Raw genomic sequence first — 25,331 nt, 5'->3', positions numbered from 1 at the left:
GTCACTTCGGCGACTCCAGCTCGTAGTACGGGTTGTAGATGACCTTGCGCTCGTCCCGCACCGCCACCCGCCCCCGGGCGGTGAGGTGCCGCCCCGGCTCGATGCCGGCGATGTGCCGACGACCGAGCCAGACCAGCGTCACCACGTCGCTGCCGTCGTAGAGGTCGGCCTCCAGGGTGGGGAGGTTGATCCGAGGAGTGTAGACCACGGTGCGCAGCCGGCCGGTCACCGAGACCAGCTGACCGCGCATGCACTGCCCGGCCGGCGTGCCGCCGGACTCCGCGCTCTCCCGGCGCAGCTCCTGCGCCTCGATCTCGGCCTCGCTCGCGGTGAACCGGTGCAGAAGCCGCCGCAGCGAGACCCTACTGCCCTCGTCGGTCGTCATGACCTCCGCGTCACCCTCTCCCGGGGCCTGGCCGCCCGGGCCGGCACGGCGCCGCCCGGCGCGCGTGTCCGGCCCGTCCCGCCAGCGTACGCCGGGCGGCGACAGGACAGGACCGCCCGCCGTCCCGGCCGGCGACCCGCCGGCGGGGACGGGCAGAACGCTCAGGCCTCGACCGGGCGGTCGCCCTCGCCAGCCTGGTCGGTGACCTCGCGGGGCAGCCGCAGCGGCAGCGGCTCCCGCACCGGCTTCGCCTCCTGCCCGCGGTCGACGACCAGTCCGTCCAGGCACTCGCGCAGCACGCCGACGGCGGCCGGGGCGGTGGCGGCGACGCCCTGATAGACGCCGCGGACCATCCAGCGCGGGCCGTCGATCCCGACGAACCGCAGGTCGGTCAGGCCGTCCGGGGTGCGTACCTGGGCATGCAGCTCGGGGCCGTACTCCCCCTGCGCCTCCTCGACGGTCGCACCGTCGTTGACCAGGGAGTGGCGGATCTCCTCGCGCACCTCGTCCCAGATGCCCTCGGAGCGGGGCGCGGCGAAGACGCCGAGCTGCAGGGCACTCTCCCCGTGCACCAGGACGACCTGCTGGATCACGCCCTGCGGATCGGCCTGTACGCGCACCTCGACGTCGGCCACCGCCGGGATGTGCAGACTGCCGAGGTCGAGCCGCTCCACCCCGTCGGGGGCCTCGGAGACGTCGTACGGACCACGCTCCGGCACCGCCTCCTCGGCGTCCCGCCCATCCAAGACCTCGGTGGCCCGCTTGTCACGGCCGCGCCGACCGTCACCGGCCTGCTTTCGGGAGAAGATCACTGCGCCCACCCTCCGCTGTTCGCGCTCACCCTGTCACCTCTTCCGACTGTCCGCCGGCCCGGTCCGCCGGCGGCGGGACGAGCCCGACGTGACCGCCGGTCGAGCCGTGCCCACCGGCGCCCCGCCGGGACGGCGGCAGCTCGGTCACCGACCGGAAATCGACCCGTGCCACCCGCTGGACAACGAGCTGCGCGATCCGATCGCCACGGGAGATCTTCGCCGATGCCTCCCGATCATGATTGATCAGGTTGACGAGGATCTCACCCCGGTAGCCGGCGTCGACCGTACCGGGCGCGTTGAGCACCGTCACGCCGAGCCTGGCCGCCAGGCCGGACCGCGGGTGCACCAGACCGACGTACCCCTGTGGGAGGGCGATCGCCACGCCGGTGGGGACCAGCGCGCGCCCGCCGGGGGGCAGTTCCACGTCCGTGGCGGCCAGCAGGTCGGCCCCGGCGTCGCCGGGATGGGCGTACGCCGGCAGCGGCAACTCCGGGTCGAGCCGCCGCACGGGCACGGGCACGTCTTCGGTCACGGTCTTCCTCTTCCGTCCGGTTCGCGGGGTGACCCTGCCATCCTGCCCGGTCGGCCACCCGTCGTGCGCCGTACCCTTCGAGGAGTGAGCCGATCGCCCTCCACACCGCCCGCCACCGCCCCGACCACCGCCTACGCGGAGCGGCTCGGCCTGCCGTGGTGGCTCTGGCTGGCCGGCCTGACCCTCGGCGGGTTCCTCGCCCTGGAGCTCTGGATGGGGGCGGAGGGCGCCCGCGCCTGGCTGCCGTTCGTGGTGCTGCTGCCGGCTACGGTGGCGGCCCTGTGGTGGCTGGGGCGGATCCGCGTCGCAGTGGCCGACGGGGAGCTGCGGGTCGATGACGCCCGGCTGCCGTTGCGGTTCGTGGCCGACGCGATCCCGCTCGACGCGGCGGGCCGCCGGGAGGTGTTGGGCGTCGGGGCCGACCCGCTCGCCTTCGTGATCCAGCGCCCGTGGATCGCCGGTGCGGTGCAGGTGGTGCTCGACGACCCCGCCGACCCCACCCCGTTCTGGGTGGTCAGCACCCGCGACCCGGTACGCCTCGCCGCAACGCTCCTAACCACCCGCCCCCCAACCTGACCCCATCCCCATCCCCATCCCGCGCAGATTCACGGAAAGCGTGGCCTCCGGACGCCGAATGGGCCACGCTTTCCGTGAATCTGCGACTGCGGGAGATCGTGTGTGGGGTGGGGGTTATGGGGCGGTGGGGGGTGGGGCGGGTAGTTCGCGGTGCTGCCGGCGCAGGTCGGCGCGGAGTTGGTCGGCGAGGGCTCGGGTGGCCCGCCGGTTGAGATAGCTGGCCACCGCCGCCCCGGTCAGGAACGGGCCGAGCGTGGTCAGGTTGCGACCGAACCGCTTGAGCAGGGTGTCCCGCAGTTCCTTGCGGGCCGCCGTGCCGAGCACCGCGCCGACGCCCACCCCGGGCACCATCGGGTTGACCCCCCGCTGGCCGGCCCAGGACTGCACCACGGCGACCGTTCGCTGGGTGCCGCCGGTGGGCAGCGGGGCGCCGTACACCTCGTGCAGCTCGCCGATCAGCTTCAGCTCGGTAGCCACCACAGCGACCGTCTCGGCGGCCAGCAGCACCGGCGCGGAGAGCAGGGTCGGGGCGACCACCCACTCGACGGCCGCGACTCCGCCGCCGGCCGCGCCGATCCCGGCGGTCGTCCGGGCGGCGTTGCGAACCAGCCGGTCCGCCAGCGCCTCGTCGTCCAGACCGGGGAAGTGCCGGCGGAGGGTGGCCAGGTCGCGGACCGGCACGTGTGGGGCTACCTCGGCGACGGCGTCGGTCATCCATCGGACGGCGGCCCGCGGCTTGAACAGGTCGGCGAGCCCTCGGACACGGACCTGGCCGACCATCCGGGTCAGCAGCTGCCGCCGGCGGGCCGGCTCGATGTCGTCGGCGGTCAGCGCGGCCACAGTGGCACCGAGCTCGTCCCGGCCGTCCTCCGGCCCGTCACGATCAGTCCCGTCACGATCGGTCCCGGCACGATCGGTCCCGGCACGATCGGTCCCGTCACGATCGGTCCCGTGACAGTCGGTCCCGTCTTGCTGGTCGGTGCCGGGCACCGTCCCGCCGGACCGTCCCGCGCCATGCCCGGCCGCGCCATGCCCGGTCCCGCCTCGCTCACCGGCTTCGGACATCGTGGGGCCGCCGGTTACCGGGTGCCCGTCCGTGCCGTCGTCGCTGTGTTCACCCATGCGTCGACCTCCCCGGTTCGTCGGCGTGGAATCTGCTGTGACGAGTCAAACAGTTCCGGGCCAACGGCGCACGACGGCGCCGCTGGTCGCGAGGGAACGCCGGCGCCGGCGGACGGGTGTGAAGTGCCGGTTCCCGAAGCGGCGGCCTCGTCTAGGAGGCCGCCGCCGGTGTCCGGTGTCAGGGTCAGACGCACTCGCGGCAGATCAACTCACCGTTGCGCTCGACCGCCAGTTGGCTGCGGTGGTGTACCAGGAAGCAGCGAGCACATCGGAACTCGTCCTGCTGCATCGGTAGCACCTTGACCGTGAGCTCCTCGTCGGCCAGGTCGGCCCCGGGTAGCTCGAAAGTCTCGGCGACCTCGGCCTCGTCGACGTCCACGGCGCCCGACTGTGAGTCGACGCGCCGGGCCTTGAGCTCTTCCAGGCTGTCCTCGCCGAGGTCGACCTCGTCGCGACGCGGGGCGTCGTAGTCGGTGGCCATCGGTTTCACTCTCCAATATCGATATGGTCGCTTCCGGTTGTAACGCCGGACGACGCTGTCTCGGTTCCGCTGGCCGGCCACCAATTTGTGTCGGTCACCCGACCCGACGGCCGGGCCGGGTCGAAGCCGCCAGAGAAGCACCCCAGCGAGCGCGGTACCTTACCCCCCTCTGGCGAGGCATGTATACCGCCCTCGTGGCTCAGATGTACGCCTCAGCCGTCGAAGTTGGTCCCAATGTGACTCAGGCGACACGAAGATAGGGGTAGTACTACCCGCTTCCCAGTTGGCGCGCCGGCATGTCGGGCTGTTTCCACGCGACCGCCGGACAACCGTTAACCTCAGCGGCGTACTCGACGGCCGGCGGGGCGGCCTGACCGCCGACCGCCGCCGCCACCCACCCATTGTCCGGGGAGCGCCCAGATGAGTTTTGCGCGAGTGCGAGCACTCGTTGTCGTCGGTCTGCTGGCGGTCGTTGCCCTGGTGTTCGTCGTCGTCGCGCTGGTCCGCGACACCCAGGGCGAGGCAGGCCTCGCCGGAGGCTGTCCCGAGGGCTGGCCGCTGGCCGACGTGACCCTGCGCGAGCGCAAGGACGTGAAGATCAACGTGCTCAACGCCACGGACCGGGCCGGCCTCGCCGGGGACGTCGCCGACGAGTTCAGCAACCGACAGTTCCAGGTCAAGAAAACCGCCACCGAGAAGAAACAGATCGAGGGCATCGCGGTGCTGCGGTACGGCCCGAAGGGGGTGGGTTCCGCCCATCTGCTCAGCGCCTACTTCCTCAGAAGCGCCCAGCTCGCGTACGACCCCAAGCGCAAGGACGACGCCGTCGACGTGGTGCTGGGCAACGACTTCCAGCAGTTGGCCACCACCACCGAGGTCAACCAGGCCCTCGGCGACCTGGGTGCCCCCCAGCCGCCGGCCGGCACCTGCCCGATGCCGGTCAAGAAGTAGCCGGGCGATCGGATTCCCCCTTCCGCCGTCGACCGGGCGGTGTCCCCGGCCACGGGCCCTGCCCGTGGCCGTCTGCGCCGGACGCGCCGCTTGGTCACCGGGGTCGCCCACGACCGCAGCGAGGCGAGGAGCCCTCGCCCTTCGTCGTCGGCGCCAAACGCACCGGCACGGCCCGCTCCAGCCGCCGGAGCGGGCCGCGGAGTGTCGCCGGTGTGCGGAACCGGTCGGCGGCACGACCGAGCCCGCCAGCGCCGGTTGCGGTCGAGGAATGGCCGCACAGGGGCCCGGCCGGTAAGGGGCGGACCGCAGCGGCCCGGTCGGTCAGGGGCCGCCGGCGGCGTCCAGGTCGGCGAGTCGGTCGTGCAGTGGCGCGAAGAGCGCCTCCGGCGCGGCGATCACCAGATCCGGGCCGGCTGGCAGCCCGCCCAGCCCTGCCACCCGCAGCCCCGCCTCGCTCGCGATGAGGCCACCGGCAGCCTGGTCCCAGGCGGCCAGCCCCTTCTCGAAGTAGGCGTCCACCCGCCCCTCGGCGGCCAGGCACAGGTCCAGCGCGGCGGCGCCGAGCCGGCGGATGTCCCGCACCTGCGGGATCAACTCGGCGACCACCCGGGCCTGGTGCGATCGGCGCGCCGGGTCGTAGCCGAAGCCGGTGGCGATCAAAGCCTGCCCGAGGTCGGTTTCGGTCGAGCAGCGCAGCCGCTTGCCCGCGCGCCAGGCACCGCCGTCGACGGTGGCCGTCCATTCCTCGCCGGTGAACAGGTTCCGCACCACCCCGGCGACCACCTCGCCGTCGACCTCAGCGGCCAGCGAGACCGCGCAGTGCGGCAGCCCGTACAGGTAGTTGACCGTGCCGTCGATCGGGTCGACGATCCACCGCACCCCGCTGCCCGACGCGCCGGCCGCGCTCCCGCCGTACTCCTCGCCGAGCACCGAGTCGTCGGGGCGGAGCGTGGCCAGCGCGTCGAGGACCTGCCGCTCGACCGCCCGGTCGGCGGCGGTGACCACGTCGGTGACGGTGCTCTTGGTCGCGGCGACGGAGACCCCCTCGGCGCGCATCCGGTACGCGGTGTCCGCCGCGTCCCGAGCCACCTCGATCGCGATCTTGAGAAGCTCCTGCGGCATCGGTGCCGAGCTGGTCATGTTTCGCTCCCTTACCGCACGCCGGGTCCGGGTGGGTGGATGAAGTCCGGGCAGGCCCTCGAGGATCAATGGTCGTCAACGCGATGCGACGCCCTGGCGGAAGCTGCCCGCCGCCTCATCATTGCCTACCCGCGTCGTGTGTCGAAACGCCGGTCGGGCGGGCGGTCGCAGAACAGCGCCGCCCCTGCGCGGGCTCGGCCGGCCCGGCCCCACCACCGGGGAGGCGAGCTTGGGCATTGACACATTCTCATGCAACTGTGGTCTTGATCATCCCTGGTGGTCGGCGCGGGCATCATCGGGAAACGGGTGCGGTGACGGACGCCACCACACCCTCTGCACCTTAAGGACAGAATTCGACCGGCAAGTCCGGTTGCAGTTGGTAATATCTGCTAAGTGCCTATTTCTCCGTCCGCGGCGTCGACGCTCGCCTCCGCCACCGCGCTCCGCGGAGCCGCTGCCGCCGAGCGGCCCCGGGCCCGCTCCCTCGCACCGGCAAATTCGGCGCCTCGCCCACCTGATCGACGTGCCCGGCGGGCCGGCCACGCGATCCACGCCGCACCCCTCGCATACCCGGCTCCACTCGCACCGCCGACGTACCGGATCGGGCCGGTGGCGCCCGGGGGCCCTCGCCGCCCGCCTCGCCGCCCCGGCACCCGCCGCTCAACCGGCATTTCGGGGGCCCGCTCGCCACCGACCTCGGCAGGTGGAATCCCCGCATCGCCCGCCGGTACCATCATTCGTAAGTCCACATCTGCGCCGAAACTGCGGTCCCGGCCGCCGGTACGCCGTGCGGCGCAGGATGATCGTGGCGGACGGCGTTACAATTCACCCCTGCCCACGTGCCACGGGCCGCCAACGACAGGCGGGCCCGGGACATGGGGGTCCCTCAACCACATCGTCTGGCACCGTGCCCCACGCTGTGCCGGGCAACCCGGCCGTGCTCGCTCTTCGCCTCCGGAAGGTCATTCGTGACAGAACCCCGCCAGACCGGCGCCGACGTTCGCTCGCTCACCGACACCCTGATCGCCCACGCGCAGAGCGCGGGCGGGCAGCTCACGTCGGCCCAGCTCGCGCGCACCGTCGAGTCCGCCGAGGTGACTCCGGCCCAGGCCAAGAAGATCCTGCGCGCGCTCGCGGAAGCAGGAGTGACCGTGGTCGTGGACGGCTCGGTCGGCACCCGCCGCCGGGTCGCCGCCGCCCGGTCCGCCACCCCGGCGTCGCGGGCCACCACCGCCAAGACCACCAAGAAGGCCGCCGCGCCGGCCCCGAAGCAGGCAGCAGGGGCCGACGACGCCTCCGCACCGGCGCCCCGCAAGGCCGCCGCGCGCAAGGCCACGACGGATACGGTGGCCAAGGCTGCCGTGCCGGCGAAGGTCGCGAAAGCCACCCGGGCCACCAAGGCAACCGTCGCCGGGGCCAACGGCAAGCCCGCCAAGGCCGAGGGTGACATCGATCCGGAGGCGCTCGCCGCCGAGGTCGAGGACGTGGTGGTCGAGGAGCCGGCCGAGTTGGCCCGGGCCGCCGCAGCCGACGCCGCGAGCTCGGCCACCGACAACGACTTCGAGTGGGACGACGAGGAGTCCGAGGCGCTCAAGCAGGCTCGTCGCGATGCCGAGCTGACCGCCTCCGCCGACTCCGTCCGGGCCTACCTGAAGCAGATCGGCAAGGTGCCCCTGCTCAACGCCGAGCAGGAGGTGGAGCTCGCCAAGCGGATCGAGGCCGGCCTCTACGCCGCCGAGCAGCTGCGCGCCGCCGACGAGGTCGGGGAGAAGCTCACCCGCGAGATGTTCCGCGACCTGGGCTGGATCTCCCGCGACGGCGAGCGGGCGAAGAACCACCTGTTGGAGGCCAACCTCCGCCTGGTGGTGTCGCTGGCCAAGCGCTACACGGGCCGCGGGATGGCATTCCTGGACCTGATCCAGGAGGGCAACCTCGGCCTGATCCGGGCCGTCGAGAAGTTCGACTACACCAAGGGCTACAAGTTCTCCACGTACGCCACCTGGTGGATCCGGCAGGCGATCACCCGGGCCATGGCCGACCAGGCCCGCACCATCCGCATCCCGGTGCACATGGTCGAGGTCATCAACAAGCTCGGCCGCATCCAGCGTGAGTTGCTCCAGGACCTGGGCCGCGAGCCCACCCCGGAGGAACTGGCCAAAGAGATGGACATCACACCCGAAAAGGTGCTGGAGATCCAGCAGTACGCTCGGGAGCCCATCTCGCTCGATCAGACCATCGGCGACGAGGGCGACAGCCAGCTCGGCGACTTCATCGAGGACTCGGAGGCAGTCGTCGCGGTCGACGCCGTCTCCTTCTCGCTGCTGCAGGACCAGCTCCAGCAGGTGCTGCAGACGCTCTCCGAGCGCGAGGCGGGCGTCGTCCGGCTCCGCTTCGGTCTGACCGACGGCCAGCCGCGCACGCTGGACGAGATCGGCCAGGTCTACGGGGTGACCCGGGAGCGAATCCGGCAGATCGAGTCGAAGACGATGTCCAAGCTGCGTCACCCGTCCCGTTCACAGGTTCTCCGTGACTACCTGGACTGAGGGATTTCGTCAACAAGTAGTGTCGGTTTGATCACCAGACGTACAACACCCGATGGTGATCGACCGGTTGCACGATTGTGATCGTTGACGTGGCACCCTTGGTGCACGGCACACTGTTGCTTCCATGTGTGACCCTGGTCCCCCGCGGGCACTCAGGGAAGGCAAGACCCGAGCTGGGTGTTGCACGATAGGTGAGCAACGACCGAAGAGAGTGTTCATCGGTGACGACCAGAGGAGGAAGGCGATGACCCCGACCCTCACGCCGCCGCCCGAGACGGTGGCTCCCCCAGCCGCCGATGAACGGTGCGACCGCTGCAACGCTGCCGGCAAGCTCCGTATCACTCTGGCGGGCGGGAGTGAGCTGGTGTTCTGTGGGCACCACGCGAACAAGTACGCGGAGGATCTAGTAAAGATCACCGTCCGGTTCGCGACGGACCCCGAGTTCAGCTGGCGTGGTGCCGAACTGATGGCGAACTGAACCCGCAGGACCCAGATCGACATAGCCGGCCGGACAGCCCCCATGGGGCCGTCCGGCCGGCTTTTCGGTACTTCCGGCCACGATTCCGGACGCCACGCCTACGGGCCACCACGGCACGCAGGTACAAAGTGCGGGCGGCGGGGTGCGGGGCTGGCCGGACGAGCCGGACCCGCCTGAGCGCGCCCGGCGGAGGCGATGACCAGGACCCGGCCAGCGCGCCTTCCGATCCGGCCGCCGCCGCCCTGATCGCCCTGGGCCGGATAGCCGCCGGCGGAGTGGTCGGGGGCGGCGTGGTCATACCGACGACGCGCCCACCGGTACGGGTCAGAGGGTCTGGACCGTGGCGATGCGTTCCTCGAGCTGCTCGATGGTGGCCTGGGCGCTCGGGGGACCGCCGCAAAGACGGCGCAGCTCGGCGTGGATCTTGCCGTGCGGCAGCCCGGTGCGGTGGTGCCGGGCTGCCACGAGGGCGTTCAGCTGCCGCCGGAGCGCCACCCGCCGCTGCGCGGTGCTCATCGGTGGCGGAGGCGCTGCCGGGACCGTAGCGGCCGGCTCAGCGACCCGCTCGGCGACGCGACGGCGCTGGGCCGCCAACTGCTCGGCCTGCCGCTTGGTGAGCAGCAGGGAGACCTGGTCGGCAGTGAGCAGGCCCGGCAGGCCCAGGTACTCCTCCTCCTCCGGCGTGCCGGCCTGCGCGGCGGTGCCGAAGGACGCGCCCTCGAAGATCACCTGGTCCAGCTCGGCCGTGGCGGAGAGGGCCAAGAACCGCTTCTCCAACTCCCCGCTGGCCTGGTCGTCGCGCTGGGCGCGCTCCAGCAGCTCGTCGTCGAAGCCCTCGCGGTCCTTCGGCTTGCCGAGCACGTGGTCCCGCTCGGCCTCCATCTCACTGGCCAGCCCGAGCAGGTGCGGCACGCTGGGCAGAAAGACCGACGCGGTCTCCCCGGTGCGGCGGGCCCGGACGAACCGGCCGATGGCCTGGGCGAAGTAGAGCGGCGTGCTGGCGCTGGTGGCGTAGACGCCGACCGCGAGCCGGGGGATGTCGACGCCCTCGGAGACCATCCGGACGGCGACCAGCCACCGCTGCTCGGACGCCCCGAACGTCGCAATCCGGGCGGAGGCGCCCTGGTCGTCGGAGAGCACCACCGTCGCCCGCTCGCCGGTCAGCTGCTCGATCAGCTTCGCGTACGAGCGGGCGGTCTGCTGATCGCTGGCGATGATCAACCCACCGGCGTCGGCCATCCCGGCGTTGCGAAGCACGGTCAGTCGGGCGTCGGCGGCCCGCAGTACCTGCGGCATCCAGTCACCGGCCGGGTCCAGCGCGGTACGCCAGGCCTGGGCGACGAGGTCCTGGGTCATCGGCTCGCCCAGCCGGGCGGCCAGCTCCTCGCCGGCGTTCGTCCGCCACCGGGTCTCCCCCGAGTACGCCAGGAAGAGCACCGGCCGGACCACGCCGTCGCGCAGCGCCTCGGCGTAGCCGTACACGGAGTCGGCGCGGGAACGGAGCAGTCCGTCACCGCCCCGCTCGTAGGTGACGAACGGGATCGGATTGTCGTCGGAGCGGAACGGGGTGCCGGTGAGCATCAGCCGGCGTACGGCGGGTTCGAATGCCGATTTCACCCCATCGCCCCAGGTACGGGAGTCGCCGGCGTGGTGGATCTCATCGAGGATGACCAGGGTGCGCCGGGTCATGGTGCGCCGTCGGTGCACCTGGGGCGCCATCCCGACCTGGGCGTAGGTGACCACGGCCCCGTGGAAGTCGGCCGAGGAATGCAGATCGGCGTTGCGGAACGCCGAGTCGAGCTGGATGCCGACCCGGGCCGCCGCCTCGGACCACTGGGTCTTCAGGTGCTCGGTGGGAGCGACCACGGTGACCGCCTCGACGGTCCCGTCAGCGAGCAGCTCGGCGGCGATCCGTAGGGCGAAGGTGGTCTTGCCGGCCCCCGGGGTGGCGACCGCGGTGAAGTCCTCGGTGCGTCGTCGCAGGTACTCCACCAGCGCCTTGCGCTGCCAGGAACGCAGGGATGGAAACGTCGCGAGTACCGGCGTCCGGGCTGCCACGCGTCAGGCTCCTCTCCGACCGCACGACGGCGACCCCGGCTGAGGGCCACGGGTTCCGCCGCCCACGAAAAGGCCCTCGCGCATCGGATGCTGCGAAGGCCGAATCAGCATAACCAGCTCGGGCCGGGCGGCCCAGGCGACGCCACGCTGAGCGCCTCGGGCACCCCCGAGTGCCGTCACGAACGGCTGCCCCCTCCTCACCGTGGGCGAGGGGCTGGGCCACGCGTGCCGGTGCGGGGCGGACGCATCGTGGCCACCGGGGCGGACCAGCGTCGCCGCAGCGACACCAGGCGCAGCGCGAAGACACCGACGGCGACGACGGTCAGCCCGGCCGCGTCGGCGTGGCCGAACGCGTCGAGTGCCGCCACCCCGATCGAGCCGACGAGCGCGGCCACCGCGTAGATCTCCCGGCGCAGCACCACGGGGATCTCGCCGGTCAGCAGGTCCCGGCCGAGCCCACCGCCGATGGCGGTGAGCATGCCGATGAGGCAGGCCCCGACCGGCGGCACCTGGGCGTCGAGCGCCTTGAGCGTGCCGGTCACGGTGAACAGCGCGAGGCCGGCGGCGTCCAGCACCAGCACGGTGGTACGCAGCCGGACGAGTTGGGGATGCAGCCAGAACACGGCGGCGGCGGCCACCGCGGCGACGGCGGCGTACCGCCAGTCGGCGAAGGCCAGCGGGGGTACCTCGTCGATGACCAGATCGCGGAAGATCCCACCGCCGAGCGCGGCGACAAAACCGACAAAGGCGACACCAAACAGGTCGAGCCGTTTGGCCACCGCCGCGGAAGCCCCGGAGGCGGCGAAGACCGCCACGCCGGTCAGATCCGCGAGGAGCAGGGCGGTCGAGGTGGTCACCGCAGAAGGTTACGTGGACGGCAGGGAGGACCGCCCACGCTCACCCGCCCCAGGAGTCGAAAATCTCCTTGCACTTGGGGCAGACCGGGGAGCCCGGCTTGGCCGCTTTGGTCACCGGGAACTTCTCGCCGCAGAGCGCGATCACGAATGTGCCCATCACGGCACTTTCGGCGATCTTGTCCTTGCGGACGTAGTGGAACATCTCGGGACCGGTGTCGGCGTCCTTCAGCTCCGGACGTTCGAGAACCTCAGTGCTCACTTCTACACCTCCGACTTTCCAGTTTGGCAGGTCCCTCGGACCGGGTCCACCGCAGGCCACCCAGGGACGGCCCGTACCGTGACGGATGTGAACAGCTTCCGCATTTGCCTCGGCGCCGAGGTGGCCGACGCCCTGCGCGACCGTCGTCCGGTTGTCGCCCTGGAAAGCACCATCGTCTCCCACGGTCTTCCCAGGCCGGACAACCTGCGGGTGGCCCGCGAGATCGAGCAGGCGGTCCGCGACGCCGGGGCGGTCCCGGCGACCATCGGCATGATCGCCGGCCGGCTCGTGGTGGGACTCGACGACGCGGAGCTGACCCGGCTCGCCACCGTCGACGGAGTGAGCAAGCTCTCCGTGCGCGACCTCGCGGTGGCCGCTGCGACCGGGGCGGACGGCGCCACCACGGTCGCCGCCACCAGCGCGGTGGCCGCCGCGACCGGGATCGGGGTCTTCGCCACCGGCGGGCTGGGCGGGGTGCACCGGGAGGCCACGCAGACCTTCGACGAGTCCGCCGACCTGGTCACCCTGGCCCGTACCCCGATCGCGGTGGTCTGCGCCGGGGTCAAGTCGATCCTCGACGTCGGGGCCACCCTGGAGCGGATGGAGACCCTCGGCATCACCGTGGTCGGCTACCGCACCCGACGGTTCCCCGGCTTCTACCTCAACGACTCCGGCTTCGACCTGGACTGGTCGGTCGACTCCCCCGAGCAGGTCGCCGACGTGCTGGCCGCCCGGGCCGGCCACGACGTGCACGGCGGGGGCCTGATCGTGGCCAACCCGCTCCCGGTCGACGAGCAGCTCGAGCCGGCCCTGCACGACCGGACGCTGGCCGAGGGGCTGGCCCTGCTGGAACGCGACGGAATCACCGGCAAGGCCGTGACCCCCTACCTGCTGTCCCACTTCCACTCCGCCACCTCCGGGGCCAGCCTCGCGGTGAACGTGCGGATCATCCTGCGCAACGCCGACCTCGCCGCCCGGATCGCGGTGGCCGCGGCGGACCTCAGCGCCTCCGCCGCATGACCGGTCCGGCTCGGATCGTCGTCGTCGGCGACCTGATCACCGACGTCGTCGCGGTGCTCGGCGGACCCCTCGCCACCGGCTCGGACTCCCCGGCCACCATCCGGGTCAGCGGCGGCGGCCAAGCGGCCAACACCGCCGCCTGGCTCGCCGCCCAGGGCGTCCCGGTGACCATGATCGGCGCGGTCGGGGACGATGACGCGGGGCGCGACCGGATCGCCGAACTCCAGCGGGCCGGCGTCGACTGCGCGATCGATCGGCAGGCCGGTTCCGCCACCGGCACGGTCATCGTGCTCGCCGGCGACGGGGAACGCACGATGATCACTGAGCGGGGGGCGAACCTGCGGCTGACCGCCGGGCACGTGGAGGAGGCCCTGGTCGGGGCGGCCGACGCGCGGCACCTGCATCTGTCCGCGTACTGCCTGCTCGACGCCGAGTCGCGGGGGGCCGGGCTGCGCGCGCTGGCCGTGGCGCGCGAACGGGGGCTCACCACCAGCGTCGACGCGGCGTCCGCGGCGCCGCTGCGGCGGGTCGGCGCGGCGGCCTTCCTGTCCTGGGTACGCGACATCGACCTGCTCCTGGTCAATGCCGACGAGGCGGCCGTGCTGGCCGGTGGGCTGGACCCGGCGGCGCAGGCCCGGGCGCTGTCGGCGACGGCCCGCCGGGTGGTGGTCAAGCGGGGCGCGGCCGGGGCGGTCTGGGCAGACCGGACGGCGACGGTGAGCGTCGCCCCGTCGCGGCGGGTGGTCGTGGCCGACGTCACCGGAGCCGGGGACGCCTTCGCGGCCGGGCTGCTGTCGGCCTGGCTGGCCGGGGCCGACCCCCGCTCGGCGCTGGACCGCGCCGGCGACCTCGGCGCACTGGCCGTCTCCGCAATCGGCGCCCGCCCAACAACCTGATCCCCACCCCGCCCGGCCAGGGTGGGGTGGGTTTGCGGGGGTGGGGGCCGGGCCCGATGGGGCGGGGACGGCCTCCGGTGATCGGGGGGTCGGTCAGGGCTCGACGTCGATGACCCTGTGGGGCCGCTCTTCGGCGGCCAGGCTCATCGGCGGGGCCTCGTCCCGGTGTCGGGAGTGGAACCGGTTGGCCAGCCGATGCTCTTCCTTCGGCGGCCGGTCGTTGGCCAGCAGCACCGCCAGCCACGGGATGAGCACCATCCCGACGCCGCACAGCGACAGCCAGAGCCAGAGCAGAGGCGGCTGCGCGCCGACCAGGATCGCGCCGACGATCACGCAGGCCACCCGGACGCCCATCATCACGACGTAGCGCCGCTGCCGGCTGTTCAGCTGATCGCCCTGGCTGCGGGCCGCGTCGGTGATCAGGATCGGTTGGTACGCCTGACGCTTCACCACGCACCTCCAAGAGGGATTGGGCTCATCCTGTCACTCCCTGCCGCTGATCGGCGAAAATCGACTCATTCCTGCTCGTGTTACGTGCGTGGTACGCTCCGCCGGTGGGTAGCCGGTTCAGCTTCACCGACGAGGCGTTGGCCAACCTGCGCGTCTACGACGTCACCCCCGGCGAGGTCTGGGAGGCCCTGCACAGCCCGAGACGGGTCATCCGGCACCTCGGCGACGACGTGATGGTGGTCTACGCCACGGCCCGGCGCGGCCGGCGGCTGGCCGTGCTGCTCGCCGAGGCTGACGGCGCCGACAACGACTGGGACGTCCTGTCCGCCCGGGAACTGAGCGACGTCGAGGCGAAGCGCTACGACGAGGCCGTCCGGGGATCCCGCCGATGAGGAGGCGTGGCGATGAACCGCAACGACGCGACCAAGCAGTTCCACAGCGGCGACGACCGGCTCGCGGAGCTGATCGACTCCAGCCATCCGGTGGAACTGCCCACGCCCGACACCGACGTGCCGATGGTCAGCCGCTCCGTACGGCTGCCGCTGGAGACGTACGAACGGGTGCGGGCGGCCGCCGACGCCCGCGGCATCGGGGTGACCACCCTGATGCGGCAGTGGATCGACGCCGGCCTGGCCGAGCTGGACGACTCGGCGACGGTCTCGCTGGCCGACGTCCGACGCGCCCTCGCCGCGCTCTCCCGCCCCACTGCCGCCTGAGCCCGCCCGCCGTCGCCTGAGCCCCGCCCCGGCCTAGGCCGCCCCGCACGTCCTCCGCCGTCGCCCACCCGTCGTTGTCGTCGCCTGACCGGCTCGACGAACCCGCCGGCACCGGATCAGGGCCAGCGGGCTACGCCTCAGCAACCGGTTGGCCTCGGGGTCGATGGGCAGCGAGAGGGTCATGCCCGTCCATCCTGCCTGCCGGCACCACGGCCCGTCGCGACGCCGAAACTCCGGGAGTGCCGTGCCCCGTACGCCACGCGAACAGCCGGGTGGTGACAGGCGCCCTCGGGGCGGGAGGCAGGATGGCAACGTGGACGAACACGACATGCTGCTCTCCCCTGCCGGCGTCGAGGCGCTCCGGACGGCGCTGGCCCGCGCCGCGTACACCTCGAACGGGATCGCCGCCCGGCTCGGCTCGCAGGCCACCGGCGGGATGGCCCGCAACGACTTCCGGGCCGCGCTGCGCGCCACCGAGGACCGGGATGCGCTCGGCACGCTGATCCGGGTGTTCATCTGCGACCAGACCGAGCCGGAAGCCACGGTGGCCGCCGCGCTCGCCCCGCTGACCGTCGCCGAGGCGCTGGCCGGGGGCCTGATCGAGCGACACGGCGACGGCCTGCGCGCCGGGGTGGACCTGGAGCCGTACGAGGACGACTGGTGGGTCCTCGCCGACCTTCCGGCCAGCTCCCGGCCGGGCCGGCCGCTGCACTCCGAGCATGTGCTCGGCATCGGCGGGGCGACCCAGACGCTGATCGGGGCGGCCGTCCGCCGGCCGGTGGATACCGCGCTGGACCTGGGCACCGGCTCCGGGGTGCAGGCGCTGCACCTGTCGACCCATGCCCGCCGGGTCACCGCCACCGACGTTTCCGAGCGGGCGCTGCGCTTCGCCGCCACCACCGCCGCGCTCAACGGCCAGGACTGGGAACTGCTGCGCGGCGACATGGTCGCCCCGGTCGCCGGCCGCCGGTTCGACCTGGTGGTCAGCAATCCGCCGTTCGTGGTCGGCCCCGGCACCACCACCCACGTCTACCGGGACTCGGGCCGGGTCGGTGACGCGATCGGCGCCGAGCTGGCCGCCGCTGCCCCGGGCCTGCTCACCGAGGGCGGCACCATGCAGTACCTGGCGAACTGGGTGCACGTCGCCGGCGAGGACTGGGGCGAGCGGGTGGCCGGTTGGTTCGCCGGCACCGGCCTGGACGCCTGGGTCATCCAACGCGAGGTCGCCGACCCGATGGCGTACGTCAACCTGTGGCTGACCGACGTGGGCGAGGCCGCCGACCCGCACCGGATGGCTGCCTGGCTGGACTGGTTCGACGCCCACAAGGTGGAGGCGATCGGCTTCGGCATCGTCTCGTTGCGCCGTACCGGCCACGCCGACCCGGTGGTCCGGGTGGAGGACCTGCGGCAACGGGTGCAGCCGCCGATGGGCGACCAGGTCGCCGCCTGGTTCGACCGCCAGGACTGGCTGCGGGTACGCGACACCGAGGGCCTGCTCGCCGAGCGCTACCGGGCCGCCGAGGGGCTCCAGCTGCGGCAGGAGGCCACCATGGGCGAGGAGGGCTGGGCTGTGGACCGGCAGGTCCTCGCCATGCCGCACGGGCTGCGCTGGACCGAGGAGATCGACCCGCTGGTGCTGGCCCTGGTCGGCGGGGCGGACGGCCGGCTGCCGCTGCGTGACCAGCTCGCCCTGCTCGCCATCGCCCACGACGTGGCGCCGGAGGAGCTGGCCGAGGCGGCCGGCCCGATCGTGGGGCACCTGGTGGAGCGCGGGATCATCGAGCCCGTGACCGCCTGATGCGGGCGGTGGTGCAGACGGTCGGTCGGGCCAGCGTCACGGTCGACGGGGAGGTTGTCGGGGCGATCACCGACGGGCTGCTGGTGCTGCTCGGGGTCACCCACACCGACACGCCCCAGGTCGCGCAGACCATGGCCCGCAAGCTCCACGAGCTGCGCATCCTCGACGACGAGCGGAGCGCCGCGGACACCGGTACCCCGCTCCTGGTGGTCAGCCAGTTCACTCTCTACGGCGACGCCCGCAAGGGCCGACGCCCGAGCTGGACCGCGGCGGCTCCGGCCGAGATCGCGGAGCCCCTGATAACGGCGGTCGTGGAGGCCCTGCAAGCCCGGGGAGCGACGGTCTCCACGGGCCGATTCCGCGCCCACATGCACGTCGAAAGCGTCAACATCGGCCCCCGCACCCTCCTCCTGGACCTCTGACCCGCCCCACTCCGACCCCGGTTGATCATGGAGTTAGCGGTGCCCGTGGAGATCCACGCTGCCGCCAACTCCTTGATCAACCGGGGTGGGGGTGGTTAGAAGAAGAGGCCGCGGCGTTGGACGGACTGGCGCAGCCAGGCATCCAGTTGGGCAGCCCAGTCCGTGTTCTGCGCCGTGGCGTGGGGGACGGTGAAGCGGCCGAACGCGTCCCGACCCTCGGTGAACACGCCGCCCCGCTTGTCGAGCTCCAGCACCACCTGCACCTGCTGCGGGTCGGTGATGAAGGTGACCTCAAGCTGGTTGATCGCCCCGGCGTACTGGGGCGCCGGGTAGAACTCGATCTCCTGGTAGAACGGCAGGGTCTGCCGTGCCCCGTAGATGTGGCCGCGCTCGTTGTCGGCGCGGGCGAACCGGAAGCCCAGCCGCAGCAGCGCCTCCAGCAGCGCCTCCTGGGCCGGCAGCGGGTGCACCGCCACCGCATCCAGGTCGCCCTTGTCCACCGCGCGGGCCACCTCCAGCTCGGTGCGCAGCCCCATCGTCATGCCGTGCAGGTGCTGCCCGTACAGCTCGGTGAGCGGCGTCTCCCACGGCACGTCGAAGCGGAACGGCACGTCGTACCGCTGCCCTGCCTCCAGCCGGAACGCCCCCGTCACCTGGCGGCGGTGGAACTCCTGGGTGGTCTCGTAGTCGCTATCACCGCTCTCCACCTCGACCCGGGTCACCAGGCCCAGCGCGACGTACTCGACGTCCACCGGGTGTTCGCCGCCGGCCACGTGGACGGTGCCCTCCAACTGCCCGCCCGGGCGGCAGTTCGGATTCGCCAGGACCGTCTCCACCGACGGGCCGCCCACGCCCATCGCCTGCATGAGCCGCTTGAAGACCACGATGCCCTCCACCCTCTCCGGGGTCGACCGCAGCAGCGACCGACCAGGCGGCCGGCCCAGGCGGCCGACCGTGGGGCACGGTAGCCTGGGCCGGCAAGCGGCAGGGGCAATCCCCTATCCACTGTCGGTTCCCCGATCGCCTCACTCCCGCCTCACGCCCCGGTTGCCAGAGTATGGGTCACCGGCACCACTGGGCCGGCGACGCGGCACCGACGTGGACACGGGGAGAGACAGAGATGGTCCTGCAGATGATCGAGAACCAGATCGGCCCGGCCCTCACCATCGATGCCGAACTCGGCACCGACGCCCTGACCGACCTCGACGCCACCGACGAGCGCGGCGTCTCCACGGACCTGGTCCGGGCCTACCTCAACGGCATCGGTCGCACCAAGCTGCTCACCGCCGCCCAGGAGGTGGAGCTGTCCCGCCGGATCGAGGCCGGGCTCTTCGCCGAGGAGAAGCTGGCGACCTGCACGCCGGTCTCCGCAGATCTGCGGGCCGATCTGAAGCTGATCGTCGCCGAGGGCCGCGCGGCCAAGGACCACCTGCTCGAGGCGAACCTCCGCCTCGTCGTCAGCATCGCCAAGCGGTACACCGGCCGCGGGATGGCATTCCTGGACCTGATCCAGGAGGGCAACCTCGGCCTGATCCGGGCCGTCGAGAAGTTCGACTACACCAAGGGCTTCAAGTTCTCGACGTACGCCACCTGGTGGATCCGGCAGGCGATCACCCGGGCCATGGCCGACCAGGCCCGCACCATCCGCATCCCGGTGCACATGGTCGAGCAGGTCAACCGGATGGTCCGGGCCCGCCGCGAACTGGCCGTCACGCTGGGCCGCGAGCCCATCGTCGCCGAGGTCGCCAGGGCCATGGGCGTCCCCGAGTTCCAGATCATCGAACTGATCTCGTACGACCGGGAGCCGGTCAGCCTCGACCAGGCCGTCGGCGAGGACGGCGACAGCGCCCTCGGTGACTTCGTCGCCGCCGTGGACCCGGCCGTCACGCCGGGCGAGACCGCCGCCGACGGGGAGCTGCGCAAGGAGGTGCGCATCGTGCTGGCCACCCTGTCCCAGCGGGAGCAGGCGGTGATCCGGCTCCGCTTCGGCCTCGACGACGGCCGCCAGCGCACCCTGGACGAGGTGGGCAAGGAGTTCGGCCTGTCCCGGGAGCGGATCCGGCAGATCGAGAAGGTGACGCTGCTCAAGCTGCGTGACCCGGAGCGGGCGCAGCGGCTGGAGGCGTACGCCTGCTGAGCGGGCGCGGATGAGGGAGGGCCCCGGCGGTTCGCCGGGGCCCTCCGCCGTGTGCGAGGCCGGGCTTCGTGCTGTTAAGAAGGTGCCCTTCCTATGCCGCAGGCGTTAACAAGGGGCCCTTCCTTACAAGCGGCGGGGGCCGGTGTCGGGGCGGGCGTTGGCCGCACCGGTACGGACGGTGGCGTGTAGCACGGAGACGCCGTCCGGGCGGGCCAGCACCGGGTTGAGGGTGAGCGAGCGGACCCGGGGCTGCTCGTCGGCGAGCCGCCCCACCCGCAGCAGCAGCTCGGCCAGGGCCGCCCGGTCCACCGGGGCGGCCCCCCGGTGCCCGCGCAGCAGCGGCGCGGCCCGGGGCTCGTCGACCAGCTCGGCGGCGTCCGAGTCGGTCAGCGGCACCGCCCGCCAGGCTCGGTCGCCGAGCAGTTCGGTGGCGACGCCGCCGAGGCCGAAGCCGACCACCGGCCCGAACGCCGGGTCCTCCACCAGCTCCACCACGCAGGACACGCCGGGCGGGACCATCGCCTGCACCAGGACGTCCGCGCCGAAGGCCGGCGTCATCTCCGCGTACGCCCGGCGGACCGCTGCGGAGTCGGCGAGGTCGAGGCGGACCGCACCGAGGTCGAGGCGGTGCCGCAGCCCCGGGGCGGCGGCCTTCAGCGTCACCGGGTACCCGAGCGCCCCGGCGGCGGCCACCGCCTCGTCGGCGGAGCGCGCCGGCGCGGAGGGCGCCACGTCGATCCCGTACGCGCCGAGCAGCCGCCCCGGGTCGGCCCCGTCGGAGCGCAGCGCGACCTGCGCAGTGGCCGGGTCGATCCGGGGCAGCTCGGGCAGCGCGCCGGGCGGGCGGCGCAGCCAGTCGGCGTACGTGGCGACCCGGCCCAGGGCCCGCACCGCCTCCTCCACGCTCGGGTACGCCGGCACCCCGGCCGGGGTCCGGCCGGCGAGGAACGTCGCCACCACCGGCTTGCCGGCACCGAGCGCCCCGGGAAGGGCGGCGGTGAAGTCGGCCTCGGCGTCGGTGAGCTGCCCGGGCAACGGCGGAGCGAAGACCGCGATCAGGGCGTCCACGCCGTTGTCGGCGGCGGTCGCGGCGAGGGCGGCGGCGAACTCGGCCGCCCCGGCGCGGGGGCCGACGTCGGACGGGTAGCCGGCGGCCACGGCGAGCCCCTGGGCGGCGCAGGCGGTGGCGGCCAGCCCGGTCAGCGCCGAGGAGTTGCCCACCACGCCGACCCGCCGGCCGGCCGGCAGCGGCTGGTTGGCCAGCAGCACGCCGACGTCGAGCAGCTCGGCGACGGTGTCCACCCGGATCACGCCGGACTGGGCGAACAGGGCGCTGACGGCGCCCGCGTCCGGGCCGGGGGCATCGGCGTTCAGCCCGGGCGGGCGGGCCGGCGAGGCGAGCGCCACGACGGGCTTGTCCCGGCCGATCCGCCGGGCCAGCCGGGCGAACTTGCGCGGGTTGCCGAAGGTTTCCAGGTACAACATGATCACGTCGGTACCGGGGTCGTCCTGCCAGTACTGGAGCAGGTCGTTGCCGGAGACGTCGGCCCGGTTGCCGGCCGAGACGAAGCTGGACAGGCCCAGGCCGCGCCGGTGCGCCTCGGCGAGCAGCGCCACCCCGAACGCACCGGACTGACTGAAGATCCCGACCCGGCCGGGGGCGGGCAGCGCCGGGGCGAGGGTGGCGTTGAGGCGTACCTGCTCGTGGGTGTTGGCCACGCCGAGGCAGTTCGGGCCGACCACCCGCATTCCGGCGGCGTGCGCCGCGCGGACCAGGGCCCGCTGGGCCGCCGCGCCCGACGCGCCGGCCTCGGCGAAGCCGGCCGAGATCACCACCAGGCCGTGCGCGCCCGCCGCCGCCGCGTCGGCCACCACCTCGGCGACCGCCTCCGGGGCCACCACGACCACCGCCAGGTCGATCGCGGCGTCGGCGTCGACGGCCGACGGGTACGCGGGCAGCCCCGCCACCGTCGTCGCGCTCGGATGCACCGGCACGACCGCGCCGGTGAACCCGCCGTCGCGCAGGTGCCCGAGAACGGCCGCGCCGACACCCTGCCCGGTGGCGCTGGCGCCGTAGACGGCGACCCCTCGGGGGGCCAGCAGCCGGGCGATGGAGCGGGCCTCGGTGCGGTGCTCCCGGCCGCGCTGCACCTCCAACGTCGCCTCGGTGGGGGCGATCGGGAAACTGAGGTGCACCACGCCGTCGGCGTACTGGCGCTGGACCTGGTAACCGAAGTCGGCGAAGACCCGCAGCATCGCCCCGTTGGCCGGGAGCACCTCTGCGACGAAGTGCACGATCCCGGTCCGACGGGCGGCGTCGGCCAGGTGCTCCAGCAACACCGAGCCGATCCCCCGCCCCTGGTAGGCGTCCTCCACCACGAATGCCACCTCGGCCTCGGGGGCCTCGGGGCCGAGCCGCTCGTATCGGCCGACGGCGACGATCCGGTCGGCGGCCAGCACCACGAACGCCTCCCGATCCCGGTGGTCTACCACCACGAACCGGCGCAGGTCCCGCTCCGGAATCCGCGGGTACGGCGAGAAGTAGCGCAGATAGCGGGTGCGCTCGGAGAAGCGGGCGTGCATCGCCACGATCCCCGGCGCGTCGTCCGGGCGGATCGGCCGCAGCGCGACGGTCGTGCCGTCGCTGAGCAGCACGTCCACCGGCTGGTCGGCAGTGGTCACCGCCTCGCTCCCCTCACTGGGTGCGCCGGCTCAGTCGCGCGGGTCGTGCGGGTCGAGCCCCAGCAGGGGGAACACCGCCTTGCGACTGGCCGCGATCGCCCGGTCCACCGAGTTCGGCTCGCCGGTCGGCTGCCAGGGCCGGTACGTCGGGTCGACGCCGTCGGTCATCCGCAGCGGCACCTCCCGGCCGGGGCGACGCTCGGCGGCGAGGCGACGCCAGCCCGGCGGGGTCAGCGTCGCCGGGTCGATCGCATCGCCGGTGGCCACCGCCAGCAGGTGGGTCCAGGCGCGGGGCACCACCTCCACGAGGGCGTACCCGCCGCCGCCGGTGGCCACCCAGCGGCCCTCGCAGAGCTCGTCGGCGAGCGCCCGCAGGGCGAGGTAGGTGGCCCGCTGCCCGTCCACCGAGAGGTGCAGGTCGGCGAGGGGGTCGTCGCGGTGCCCGTCGGCCCCGCACTGGGTGACGAGAATCTGCGGCCGGAACGCGCGCAGCACCGACGGCACGATCGCGTAGAACGCCCGCTGCCAGCCCGCGTCGTCGACGCCCGGCGGCAGCGGGACGTTGACGGCGCTGCCCGCCGCGCCGGGGCCGCCGGTCTCGTCGGGGAACCCGGTGCCGGGGAAGAGCGCGAGCGGGGTCTCGTGCAGGCTGACCGTGAGCACCCGGGGGTCGCGGTAGAAGATCTCCTGCACGCCGTCGCCGTGGTGCACGTCCACGTCGACGTACGCGACGCGCTGCGCGCCGAGGTCGAGCAGCCGGGCGATGGCCACGGCGGGGTCGTTGTACACGCAGAAGCCCGAGGCCCGGCCCGGCATCGCGTGGTGTAGCCCCCCGGCCACGTTGACCGCGCGCCGGGCCTCGCCCCGCCAGACCGCCTCGGCGGCGGCCACGGTGGCACCGGCGATCAGCGCGCTGGACTCGTGCATCCCCTCGAAGACCGGGTTGTCCGAGGTGCCCATGCCGAAGCCGGCGAAGAGCGGGTCGCGGGGGGCGGCCCGCACCGCGGCCAGGAAGCGCGGATCGTGGACCCGGGTGAGCAGGGCGTCGTCGGCCGGCCCCGGCGTGATCACGCGCACCCCGGGGCGGTCGAGGACGCCCAGTTCGCGAGCGAGCGCGACGGTCAGTTCCACCCGGACCGGGTCGAGCGGATGGTCACCCATGTCGTAGGCGAGCAGAGCCTCGTCCCACACCACCACCGTGTCCTCGGACATGGGCTCATCGTCGCACGAGCGCGGCTGGGCGGCCGGTCAGCCGCCGGTGGAGACGGGCCGGGACGGGTCGGCGACCCAGTTGCTCCACGACCCGACGTAGAGCGCGGCGTCCGGCCGGCCGGCCAAATGCAGGGCGAGCACGGCCTGCGCGGCGGTCACCCCGGAGCCGCAGTACGCCCCGACCGGCGCGTCGTCGTCGGCCCCGGCGGCGGCGAACCGGGCCCGCAGCGCGGCCGGGGCCGGGAAGCGCCCGTCCGGGCCGACGTACTCCCCGGCGGGCACGTTCACCGCGCCCGGCACGTGCCCGGCGACGGGGTCGACCGGCTCGGCCTCGCCCCGGTAGCGCGCCGAGGCCCGCACATCGAGCAGCACCCCGGGGCCGGCGGCGGCGAGCGCGGCAGCGGCGCCGGGGTCGAGCACCGGCAGTTCCCCCGGCCGGACCGTCACGTCGCCGGGCACCGGGGTGGGCACCTCGGTGGTGACGGGCAGGCCGGCGGCCACCCAGGCCGGGAAGCCGCCGTGCAGCAGCCGAACCGGCCGGTGGCCTGCCCAGCGCAGCGTCCACCAGGCGCGGGCGGCGGCCGGGCTGTCGCCGCCGTCGTACACGACGACGGGATGACCGGCGCGGACCCCGGCGGCCCGCAGCACGGCTTGGAGGGCTGCGGGGTCGGGCAGCGGGTGTCGGCCGGCGGCGCCGGGCGGACCGCACAGGGCGGTGTCCAGGTCGACGAAGACCGCGCCGGGGAGGTGGCCGGCGGTGTAGTCGTCGCGGCCGGGCAGGCCGGTGAGCCGCCAGCGGACGTCGAGCAGGGTGGGCGGATCGGCGCGTTCGAACTCGGCGGCGAGCCGATCGGCCTCGACCAACGGTTCCTCGTAACCGGACATGCCGTCCAGTCAACACCATCGGCACGGTCACCTCGCGTTGCTCGCCGGGCGATGTCCGGGGGCCGGGGTACCATCGGCTTCCGGGAGGTCGGTGACGTGAATGGCGAGGTCGCTGACGTGAATGGCGAGGTCGACGATCATTCGATTCCCACCGGAGAAAGGTGGCAAGTCGGATGAAGCACGATCTGGTAGACACGACTGAGATGTACCTGCGCACCATCCTCGAACTGGAGGAGGAGGGGGTGCCGCCGCTGCGTGCCCGCATCGCCGAGCGCCTGCGGCAGAGCGGCCCCACGGTCAGCCAGACCGTGGCCCGGATGGAACGCGACGGGCTGCTCACCGTCGAGGGCGACCGGCACCTGACGCTCACCACGCTGGGGCGCAGCGCCGCCGTGTCGGTGATGCGCAAGCACCGGCTCGCCGAGCTGTTGCTGGTCAACGTCATCGGGATGCCCTACGAGGAGGCCCACGAGGAGGCCTGCCGGTGGGAGCACGTGATGAGCGACGCGGTGGAGAAGCGGGTCTACGACCTGCTCAACCGCCCGACCCGCTCCCCGTACGGCAACCCGATCCCGGGGCTCGAGGAACTGGGCAGCCCCGACCAGCCGGCCGACGGCAGCGACGGTGAGCGCAACCTGGCCTTCCCCGGGCTCTCCGGCTCCGTGGTGGTGCGACGCATCTGCGAGAGCGTGCAGACCGACGCGGGCGTGCTGCGCCAACTGCACGCCGCCGGGGTCGACCCGGGTGCCACGGTCACCGTGGCCCAGGAGCGCGACGGCGTCTTCATCGACCGATCCGGCGACCGGATCCGGCTGCCGCGCGAGATCGCGTCCCGGGTGTTCGTCGCCGCCCACTGACGTTCCAGACCCGCCCGGTGTCCGACGGACACCGGGCGGGTCTGTCCCCGCCAACGGAATTC

Annotated in this window: 26 protein-coding genes; 12 read left to right on the top strand and 14 right to left on the bottom strand. The window is 73.2% G+C overall.

The window, feature by feature from the left end:
• Window position 1 precedes the first annotated feature (1 nt).
• The 3 genes from SNR22_RS02205 to dut all read right to left on the bottom strand — a co-directional run bounded on the left by SNR22_RS02205 (window position 2) and on the right by dut (window position 1,729).
• Window positions 2–385 carry an OB-fold nucleic acid binding domain-containing protein gene (locus SNR22_RS02205; RefSeq protein ID WP_320064647.1) on the bottom strand — a complete coding sequence of 128 codons (384 nt, stop codon included), beginning with the start codon at window positions 383–385 and terminating at the stop codon, window positions 2–4.
• 161 nt (window positions 386–546) lie between these two features.
• Entirely contained in the window at window positions 547–1,197 is a 651-nt protein-coding gene (locus SNR22_RS02200) for a DUF3710 domain-containing protein (protein WP_320064645.1), read from the bottom strand.
• Between the two features lie 25 nt (window positions 1,198–1,222).
• Window positions 1,223–1,729 (bottom strand): dUTP diphosphatase, encoded by a 507-nt coding sequence (gene dut / locus SNR22_RS02195; RefSeq protein WP_320064643.1) that lies wholly within the window; start codon window positions 1,727–1,729, stop codon window positions 1,223–1,225.
• 84 nt (window positions 1,730–1,813) lie between these two features.
• Between dut and SNR22_RS02190 the strand changes: the two genes are divergently transcribed.
• Window positions 1,814–2,305, top strand: coding sequence for a DUF3093 domain-containing protein (locus SNR22_RS02190; RefSeq protein ID WP_320064642.1), 492 nt, complete (start codon window positions 1,814–1,816; stop codon window positions 2,303–2,305).
• A 114-nt stretch (window positions 2,306–2,419) separates the two neighbouring features.
• On the opposite strand, the gene SNR22_RS02185 is transcribed toward SNR22_RS02190, so the two are convergent.
• The gene (locus SNR22_RS02185) at window positions 2,420–3,145 is read right to left on the bottom strand and encodes a hypothetical protein (protein ID WP_320064640.1); all 726 of its coding nucleotides are present in this window, start codon (window positions 3,143–3,145) and stop codon (window positions 2,420–2,422) included.
• Window positions 3,146–3,611: 466 nt separating this feature from the next.
• A complete protein-coding gene (locus tag SNR22_RS02180; protein ID WP_229401240.1) occupies window positions 3,612–3,908 on the bottom strand; it encodes a DUF4193 domain-containing protein in 297 nt (98 codons plus the stop codon).
• 435 nt (window positions 3,909–4,343) lie between these two features.
• Here SNR22_RS02180 and SNR22_RS02175 point away from each other — a divergent pair, with 435 nt between their 5' ends.
• Window positions 4,344–4,859 (top strand): LytR C-terminal domain-containing protein, encoded by a 516-nt coding sequence (locus SNR22_RS02175; protein ID WP_320064943.1) that lies wholly within the window; start codon window positions 4,344–4,346, stop codon window positions 4,857–4,859.
• A 321-nt stretch (window positions 4,860–5,180) separates the two neighbouring features.
• Here the strand turns inward: SNR22_RS02175 and SNR22_RS02170 are convergent, their stop codons facing one another.
• Window positions 5,181–5,999 carry an inositol monophosphatase family protein gene (locus SNR22_RS02170; protein ID WP_320064637.1) on the bottom strand — a complete coding sequence of 273 codons (819 nt, stop codon included), beginning with the start codon at window positions 5,997–5,999 and terminating at the stop codon, window positions 5,181–5,183.
• 968 nt (window positions 6,000–6,967) lie between these two features.
• Between SNR22_RS02170 and SNR22_RS02165 the strand changes: the two genes are divergently transcribed.
• Both SNR22_RS02165 and SNR22_RS02160 read left to right on the top strand, forming a co-directional pair.
• The gene (locus tag SNR22_RS02165; protein ID WP_320064635.1) at window positions 6,968–8,542 is read left to right on the top strand and encodes an RNA polymerase sigma factor; all 1,575 of its coding nucleotides are present in this window, start codon (window positions 6,968–6,970) and stop codon (window positions 8,540–8,542) included.
• A gap of 244 nt (window positions 8,543–8,786) precedes the next feature.
• Entirely contained in the window at window positions 8,787–9,020 is a 234-nt protein-coding gene (locus SNR22_RS02160; protein WP_320064942.1) for a hypothetical protein, read from the top strand.
• 324 nt (window positions 9,021–9,344) lie between these two features.
• On the opposite strand, the gene SNR22_RS02155 is transcribed toward SNR22_RS02160, so the two are convergent.
• The 3 genes from SNR22_RS02155 to SNR22_RS02145 all read right to left on the bottom strand — a co-directional run bounded on the left by SNR22_RS02155 (window position 9,345) and on the right by SNR22_RS02145 (window position 12,194).
• Window positions 9,345–11,078 (bottom strand): DEAD/DEAH box helicase, encoded by a 1,734-nt coding sequence (locus SNR22_RS02155; RefSeq protein ID WP_320064634.1) that lies wholly within the window; start codon window positions 11,076–11,078, stop codon window positions 9,345–9,347.
• A gap of 197 nt (window positions 11,079–11,275) precedes the next feature.
• Window positions 11,276–11,935, bottom strand: a complete 660-nt coding sequence (locus SNR22_RS02150; RefSeq protein ID WP_320064632.1) for a trimeric intracellular cation channel family protein — start codon at window positions 11,933–11,935, stop codon at window positions 11,276–11,278.
• Between the two features lie 40 nt (window positions 11,936–11,975).
• Window positions 11,976–12,194: a DUF3039 domain-containing protein gene (locus SNR22_RS02145; RefSeq protein WP_320064630.1), complete on the bottom strand. Its 219-nt coding sequence runs from the start codon at window positions 12,192–12,194 to the stop codon at window positions 11,976–11,978.
• Between the two features lie 87 nt (window positions 12,195–12,281).
• On the opposite strand from SNR22_RS02145, the gene SNR22_RS02140 reads away from it, so the two are divergent.
• Entirely contained in the window at window positions 12,282–13,214 is a 933-nt protein-coding gene (locus tag SNR22_RS02140) for a pseudouridine-5'-phosphate glycosidase (RefSeq protein ID WP_320064628.1), read from the top strand.
• The gene (locus SNR22_RS02135) at window positions 13,211–14,110 is read left to right on the top strand and encodes a carbohydrate kinase family protein (protein WP_320064626.1); all 900 of its coding nucleotides are present in this window, start codon (window positions 13,211–13,213) and stop codon (window positions 14,108–14,110) included. Before SNR22_RS02140 ends, SNR22_RS02135 begins: the two co-directional genes overlap by 4 nt.
• A gap of 93 nt (window positions 14,111–14,203) precedes the next feature.
• On the opposite strand, the gene SNR22_RS02130 is transcribed toward SNR22_RS02135, so the two are convergent.
• On the bottom strand, window positions 14,204–14,560 hold the full coding sequence (locus SNR22_RS02130) for a DUF3099 domain-containing protein (protein ID WP_320064941.1): 357 nt from the start codon (window positions 14,558–14,560) through the stop codon (window positions 14,204–14,206).
• A gap of 104 nt (window positions 14,561–14,664) precedes the next feature.
• On the opposite strand from SNR22_RS02130, the gene SNR22_RS02125 reads away from it, so the two are divergent.
• The 4 genes from SNR22_RS02125 to dtd all read left to right on the top strand — a co-directional run bounded on the left by SNR22_RS02125 (window position 14,665) and on the right by dtd (window position 17,496).
• Window positions 14,665–14,952 carry a hypothetical protein gene (locus SNR22_RS02125; protein WP_320064624.1) on the top strand — a complete coding sequence of 96 codons (288 nt, stop codon included), beginning with the start codon at window positions 14,665–14,667 and terminating at the stop codon, window positions 14,950–14,952.
• Between the two features lie 12 nt (window positions 14,953–14,964).
• The gene (locus SNR22_RS02120) at window positions 14,965–15,276 is read left to right on the top strand and encodes a hypothetical protein (RefSeq protein ID WP_320064623.1); all 312 of its coding nucleotides are present in this window, start codon (window positions 14,965–14,967) and stop codon (window positions 15,274–15,276) included.
• A 313-nt stretch (window positions 15,277–15,589) separates the two neighbouring features.
• Entirely contained in the window at window positions 15,590–17,074 is a 1,485-nt protein-coding gene (locus SNR22_RS02115) for a methyltransferase (protein ID WP_320064621.1), read from the top strand.
• Window positions 17,074–17,496: a D-aminoacyl-tRNA deacylase gene (gene dtd, locus SNR22_RS02110; RefSeq protein WP_320064619.1), complete on the top strand. Its 423-nt coding sequence runs from the start codon at window positions 17,074–17,076 to the stop codon at window positions 17,494–17,496. Before SNR22_RS02115 ends, dtd begins: the two co-directional genes overlap by 1 nt.
• A gap of 95 nt (window positions 17,497–17,591) precedes the next feature.
• Here the strand turns inward: dtd and SNR22_RS02105 are convergent, their stop codons facing one another.
• Window positions 17,592–18,380, bottom strand: a complete 789-nt coding sequence (locus tag SNR22_RS02105; protein ID WP_320064617.1) for a sporulation protein — start codon at window positions 18,378–18,380, stop codon at window positions 17,592–17,594.
• Between the two features lie 236 nt (window positions 18,381–18,616).
• Here SNR22_RS02105 and sigB point away from each other — a divergent pair, with 236 nt between their 5' ends.
• A complete protein-coding gene (gene sigB, locus SNR22_RS02100) occupies window positions 18,617–19,633 on the top strand; it encodes an RNA polymerase sigma factor SigB (RefSeq protein WP_413775571.1) in 1,017 nt (338 codons plus the stop codon).
• Between the two features lie 123 nt (window positions 19,634–19,756).
• Here the strand turns inward: sigB and SNR22_RS02095 are convergent, their stop codons facing one another.
• From SNR22_RS02095 to SNR22_RS02085, 3 genes are read right to left on the bottom strand one after another with little or no spacing between them, the layout of a single operon-like run.
• Window positions 19,757–22,315, bottom strand: a complete 2,559-nt coding sequence (locus SNR22_RS02095; RefSeq protein ID WP_320064616.1) for a GNAT family N-acetyltransferase — start codon at window positions 22,313–22,315, stop codon at window positions 19,757–19,759.
• Between the two features lie 30 nt (window positions 22,316–22,345).
• Window positions 22,346–23,527 carry an acetoin utilization protein AcuC gene (locus tag SNR22_RS02090; protein WP_320064614.1) on the bottom strand — a complete coding sequence of 394 codons (1,182 nt, stop codon included), beginning with the start codon at window positions 23,525–23,527 and terminating at the stop codon, window positions 22,346–22,348.
• A gap of 36 nt (window positions 23,528–23,563) precedes the next feature.
• Complete coding sequence (locus tag SNR22_RS02085; protein ID WP_320064612.1) at window positions 23,564–24,412, bottom strand: sulfurtransferase; 849 nt, start codon at window positions 24,410–24,412, stop codon at window positions 23,564–23,566.
• A 173-nt stretch (window positions 24,413–24,585) separates the two neighbouring features.
• On the opposite strand from SNR22_RS02085, the gene SNR22_RS02080 reads away from it, so the two are divergent.
• Window positions 24,586–25,269, top strand: coding sequence for a metal-dependent transcriptional regulator (locus SNR22_RS02080; RefSeq protein WP_320064610.1), 684 nt, complete (start codon window positions 24,586–24,588; stop codon window positions 25,267–25,269).
• Window positions 25,270–25,331 lie beyond the last annotated feature (62 nt).

Source organism: Micromonospora sp. RTGN7, assembly GCF_033804645.1.
GTDB lineage: Bacteria > Actinomycetota > Actinomycetes > Mycobacteriales > Micromonosporaceae > Micromonospora.
This window is presented reverse-complemented; position numbering and strand designations above follow the sequence as displayed.